2 protein-coding genes and 2 pseudogenes are annotated in these 4,890 nt (G+C 69.5%); 1 reads left to right on the plus strand and 3 read right to left on the minus strand.

The window, feature by feature from the left end; genetic code table 11:
* Positions 1–160, minus strand: a pseudogene (locus AB0I88_RS40920) (preprotein translocase subunit TatB); the annotation flags it as partial.
* A gap of 203 nt (positions 161–363) precedes the next feature.
* The gene (locus AB0I88_RS40925) at positions 364–1,476 is read right to left on the minus strand and encodes an FAD-dependent oxidoreductase (RefSeq protein ID WP_361037636.1); all 1,113 of its coding nucleotides are present in this window, start codon (positions 1,474–1,476) and stop codon (positions 364–366) included.
* 106 nt (positions 1,477–1,582) lie between these two features.
* Between AB0I88_RS40925 and AB0I88_RS40930 the strand changes: the two genes are divergently transcribed.
* The gene (locus AB0I88_RS40930) at positions 1,583–3,646 is read left to right on the plus strand and encodes a S9 family peptidase (RefSeq protein WP_361037638.1); all 2,064 of its coding nucleotides are present in this window, start codon (positions 1,583–1,585) and stop codon (positions 3,644–3,646) included.
* A gap of 17 nt (positions 3,647–3,663) precedes the next feature.
* Here AB0I88_RS40930 and AB0I88_RS40935 read toward each other — a convergent pair.
* A pseudogene (locus AB0I88_RS40935) lies at positions 3,664–4,557 on the minus strand (IS5 family transposase).
* Between the last annotated feature and the right edge of the window lie 333 nt (positions 4,558–4,890).

The raw sequence follows: 4,890 nt of genomic DNA on the forward strand, positions 1-4,890 counted from the left end.
AGCGGCTTGCGCAACGCCTGCTCGTCCTCCTCGCTGAGCAGGTGCTTGCGGATGAACGCCTTCGGGTGCAGGTCCTCCAGCTGGATGTCGGTGCCAACCGAAGTCGTCCACCGGACCGCGCGACAGCCCGGTCCCGTACCGGTCGTAGACCGTCACCGACAGCCGCTCCACCAGCCGTTGCAGCAGCGACGAACGGGCAGCCCTGACAGCCGGCCGGAGAAGACAACCGCGCAGCGGGCAGTCCCGTCGACCATCCGATGAGACGGGACACGGAAGCGCGACACCCACAACACAACGGGCGTCGCGTTCTCAGCGCACACACTGCTCCGGGCGCCGGAACACCGCGTCGACGGCGGGCCGCGGTCACAGCAACTCCTCGGGGCGGGCCATCTCCATCTGGGCGGCCAGCTCGGGTGGCGCGGTGAGCACGACGACGCGACCGCCCCGGCCCAGCAGGACCTGCTTGAGGGCGACCACCACGTCGCCGATCCGGGCGGCGCTCAGACCTCGGGGCAGGACCGCGTGGACCACACCGGCGACGGCGGAGCCTCGGACCGGGACCGGGGCGCCGACCGCGTCGCGCAAGGTGTAGCCGACCGCGTGCAGGTCGCGGGACCGCACCCGGATCCGCAGGACCACGTCGGAATCACCGAAGGGGTATCGCCCCCACCACGGTGGCGGCTCCGCCTGGATGATCGCCCGCGGGCCCAGCTGCCGTGCCAGGCGGGCGGCGCTGGTGGCGACCCGGTCGGCCGGGCCCTCCAGCAGCAGCGCGAGCGTCCCCGAGCCGGCGGCCGGCAGGTCCACCTCGACGCCGCTCAGTGAGAAGTCCCGCGACACCGCCTGGGCGACCAGCTCGCCTGCCTCGGTGGGAGTGGACACCGGGCGGACCACCCAGCGCGCGGCCTCGGGAAGGTCCTCCAACGGCAGCAGCGCCGAGGTGAGGATCTCGCCGGTGGTGGCCTCCCACTCGGCCGTCTCGGTGATCCGGCCGGCCGGATCGACCAGGCTGACGCCGAGCGCCTGCCCGGCGGGCGCGCCGAAGCGGTGCCGCAGCGGCCCCGACTCGTTCATGGCCAGAACACCCCCGACGGTGGCGCCGGCTGACGGTGGGTCGAGGGTGAGACGGCGGCCGTGCGGCCGGAGCGCGGCCTGCGCCGCGTCGACCGGGGTGCCGGCGGCCACGATCGCGGTGGCGCCGTCGTGGTCCCACATCCCGTTGAGACGGCCGGTGTCGATGATCAGGTCGACGCGCCGCGGATGCCTACCCCATCGGATTTTGCTGCCGGAACCACGCGGCCGGACGCTGAGATCGCGCTCGACTGCGATGTGGAGCAAGTCGGCGACCGAGCGTGGGGTGGCCGGGGAGGCGACGAAATCGGCGCCGAGGCCGGTGGCCGTGTCGTCCGGCCGGCCGGCACGCGCGGCGCCGGGGCCACAGATCGACACGAGGTCGGCGAGAAGGGAACCGCTCACTCCGAAGCCTCCCCACGGTGAAGATCGTCCACTCTGGCACATCGTACACATGTTCGAATGAACGAGGTCCGTGTGTGTGGGAAATCGGGCCGGTAACGTGTCTCCGGTGACGATTGAAGGTCCACCCACCGCCCGCCGACTGCCGTTCGAGCGCACCTTCCACGGCGACACGGTCACCGACGATTTCGCCTGGCTGGCCGCCAAGGACGACCCGGCGACCCGTGCGTTCCTGGAGGCGGAGAACACCTGGACCGACCAGGCGACGGCGCATCTGGAGGAGCTGCGCGGGACCATCTTCCAGGAGATCCGCTCGCGCACCCAGGAGACCGACCTCTCGGTGCCCAACCACAAGGGCGGGTTCTGGTATTACACGCGGACGGTCGAGGGCAAGCAGTACGGCATTCATTGCCGGATGCCCGCGCGCCCGGGTGAGACCGACCCACCCACGGGTGAGGAGCGTCCCGGCGAGCAGGTGCTGCTGGACGGCAACGAGCTGGCCGAGGGGAAGGACTTCTTCGCGCTCGGCACGTTCGACGTCAGCCCGGACGGGAGGTGGCTGGCCTTCTCCACCGATTTCGCCGGCGACGAGCGGTTCACGCTGCGGGTGAAGGATCTGACGACCGGCGAGGTGCTGGCCGACGAGATCCCGGACGCGTTCTACGGCAGCGCCTGGTCGGCCGACGGCAGCGAACTGTTCTACATCACCGTCGACGAGGCCTGGCGGCCGTGCCGGGTGTGGCGGCACACCATCGGCACGACCGAGGACACGCTGGTCTTCGAGGAGCCGGACGAGCGGTTCTGGGTGGGTGTCGAGCTGACCCGCAGCGAGAAGTTCATCGTCATCGACACCCAGAGCAAGATCACTTCAGAGGTACGGGTGATCCCGGCCCATCGCCCGGCCGCCGAGCCGATCGTGATCGCCGAGCGCCGTCATGGTGTGGAGTATTCGATCGAGCACCACGGTCACCGGTTCCTGATCCTGCACAACCACGAGGCCGAGGACTTCGCGCTGGCCTGCACGTCGGTGGACAACCCGGGCGAGTGGGTGGAGCTGATCCCGCACCAGCCCGGCACCCGGCTGGAGTCGGTCGACGCGTTCGTGCGGCACATCGTGATCTCGCTGCGCCGCGACGGCCTGACCGGGCTCCGGGTGATCGCGGACGGCAGCACCGCGGCGTACGACATGGAGTTCCCCGAGCCGCTGTACAGCGTGGGCCTGTCCGGCAACCCGGAGTACGAGACGTCCTCGGTGCGGATCTCGTACACCTCGCTGGTCACCCCCGACTCGGTGTACGACGTCGACCTGATCACCCGGTCGATGACGCTGCGCAAACGCAAGCCGGTGCTGGGCGGCTACGATCCGGCCGACTACGAGCAGTTCCGGGAGTGGGCGACGGCCCCCGACGGCACCCGCGTGCCGATCTCGATCGTGGCGCGCAAGGGCACCCCGCGGGACGGTTCGGCGCCGGCCCTGATCTACGGCTACGGGTCGTACGAGCATTCCATCGACCCGTACTTCTCGATCGCGCGGCTGTCACTGCTGGACCGTGGCGTCGTCTTCGCGATCGCCCACGTGCGCGGCGGCGGCGAGATGGGCCGGCAGTGGTATGAGCAGGGCAAGATGCTCGCCAAGAAGAACACCTTCACCGACTTCGTGGCGGCCGCCCAGGCGCTGGTCCGCAGCCGGTGGACGTCGGCGTCGCGGCTGGTGGCCCGCGGCGGCTCGGCCGGTGGCCTGCTGATGGGCGCGGTGGCGAACCTGGCGCCGGAGGCGTTCGCCGGTGTCCTGGCCGAGGTGCCGTTCGTGGACCCGCTCACCACGATTCTCGACCCGTCGCTGCCGCTCACCGTCACCGAGTGGGAGGAGTGGGGCAACCCGCTCGACTCGGCGGAGGTGTATGCGTACATGAAGTCCTACAGCCCGTATGAGAACGTCACGAAGCAGGCGTACCCCCGGATCCTCGCGGTGACCAGCCTCAACGACACCCGGGTGTTGTACCACGAGCCGGCCAAGTGGATCGCCCGGCTGCGCTCGGTCGCGCCCGAGGGGACGTACCTGCTGAAGACCGAGATGGGCGCCGGTCACGCCGGCCCGAGCGGCCGCTACGACTCCTGGAAGGAGGAGGCCTTCAACCTGGCCTGGATCCTCGACGTGACCGGCGCCGCCTAGGCCGTGTTTAAGAAGTGTCATAGCCACTCGTTGATCGCGGCGATCTGGACGGTCGCCTCGTACCGGACGGCGAGTTTGTCGTAGCGGGTGGCCACGGCCCGGTTGCGCTTGAGTCGGTTGATACCGCACTCGACCGCGTGACGCTGCTTGTACAACTGCTGGTCAAACGACGAAGGCCGTCCGCCTTTCGAGCCCTTCTTACGGCGGTTCGCCGCCTGGTCGGCCTTGACAGGGATGGTCGCCTTGATCCCTCGTCGGCGCAGGTACTCCCGGTTCGCCTTCGACGTGTACGCCTTGTCGGCCAGGACCCGGTCCGGACGGGTCCGGGGCCGGCCACCACCAAGCCGCTTGACGCGGATACCGTCCAGCACCGTCGTGAACTGCGGGCTGCCGCCGCGCTGTCCGGCGGTCAGGACCACCGAAAACGGCTTCTGCCCTTGCTCACAGCCCAGATGGACCTTCGTGGTCAACCCGCCCCGAGACCGCCCCAACGCATGATCCGCCGGCTCGTCCCGAACCCCGCCCGGCGGCTCGACCTGCCGGCCACCGTCGCGGCGGGCACCCGCGGCATGCTGATGCGCCCGAGCGATCGTGGAATCCACGCTGACGTCCCAGGTGATCAACCCGGCCGCGTCCGCACGGGCCTGCAACCCGGCCAGGATCCTTGCCCAGGTCCCGTCGCGCTGTCACCGGCGGAACAGCCCGTACCCGCTGCGCCAATCACCGTACCGTGCAGGGACGTCTCGCCAGGGAGCCCCGACTCTGACCCGCCACCTGATCCCATCGATGAGCTGCCGCTTCGTCCACGTCGGCGGGCGTCCCGGCTTCCTCCCGACCGGCAGGAGCGGCTCCAGAACGCTCCATTGCTCACCGGTCAGATCGTGCCGCCCCGCCACCGGTATGGTGTCCACGAGGTCTCCGTGCAGATGTTCTTCTTCGTCGATGAACGATCTACCGGAGACCTCCCTACTTTTCGATCACCGACACGCCGCCTGTGACCTGACCAGGCCACCATCACCGCCACTTCTTAAACACGGCCTACTCATCACGGATCCGGGTCGCTAGATTCCCCTTCCGAACCGCCGCCCGCGCCATCCGCGCGGTCAGTTCCGGAACCTCAGGCCACGGCTTCGGCTTCATCGACACAACCGCCTAACGACTTGGTGCGCGATTGATGCCTGATCAGGCTCGTCTGGGCGGTTCTGGTGGTAGTTGTTTACCGCTCAGCGGCGCGGTCGGACACC

Source organism: Actinoplanes sp. NPDC049802 (assembly GCF_040656595.1).
Classification (GTDB): Bacteria; Actinomycetota; Actinomycetes; order Mycobacteriales; family Micromonosporaceae; genus Actinoplanes.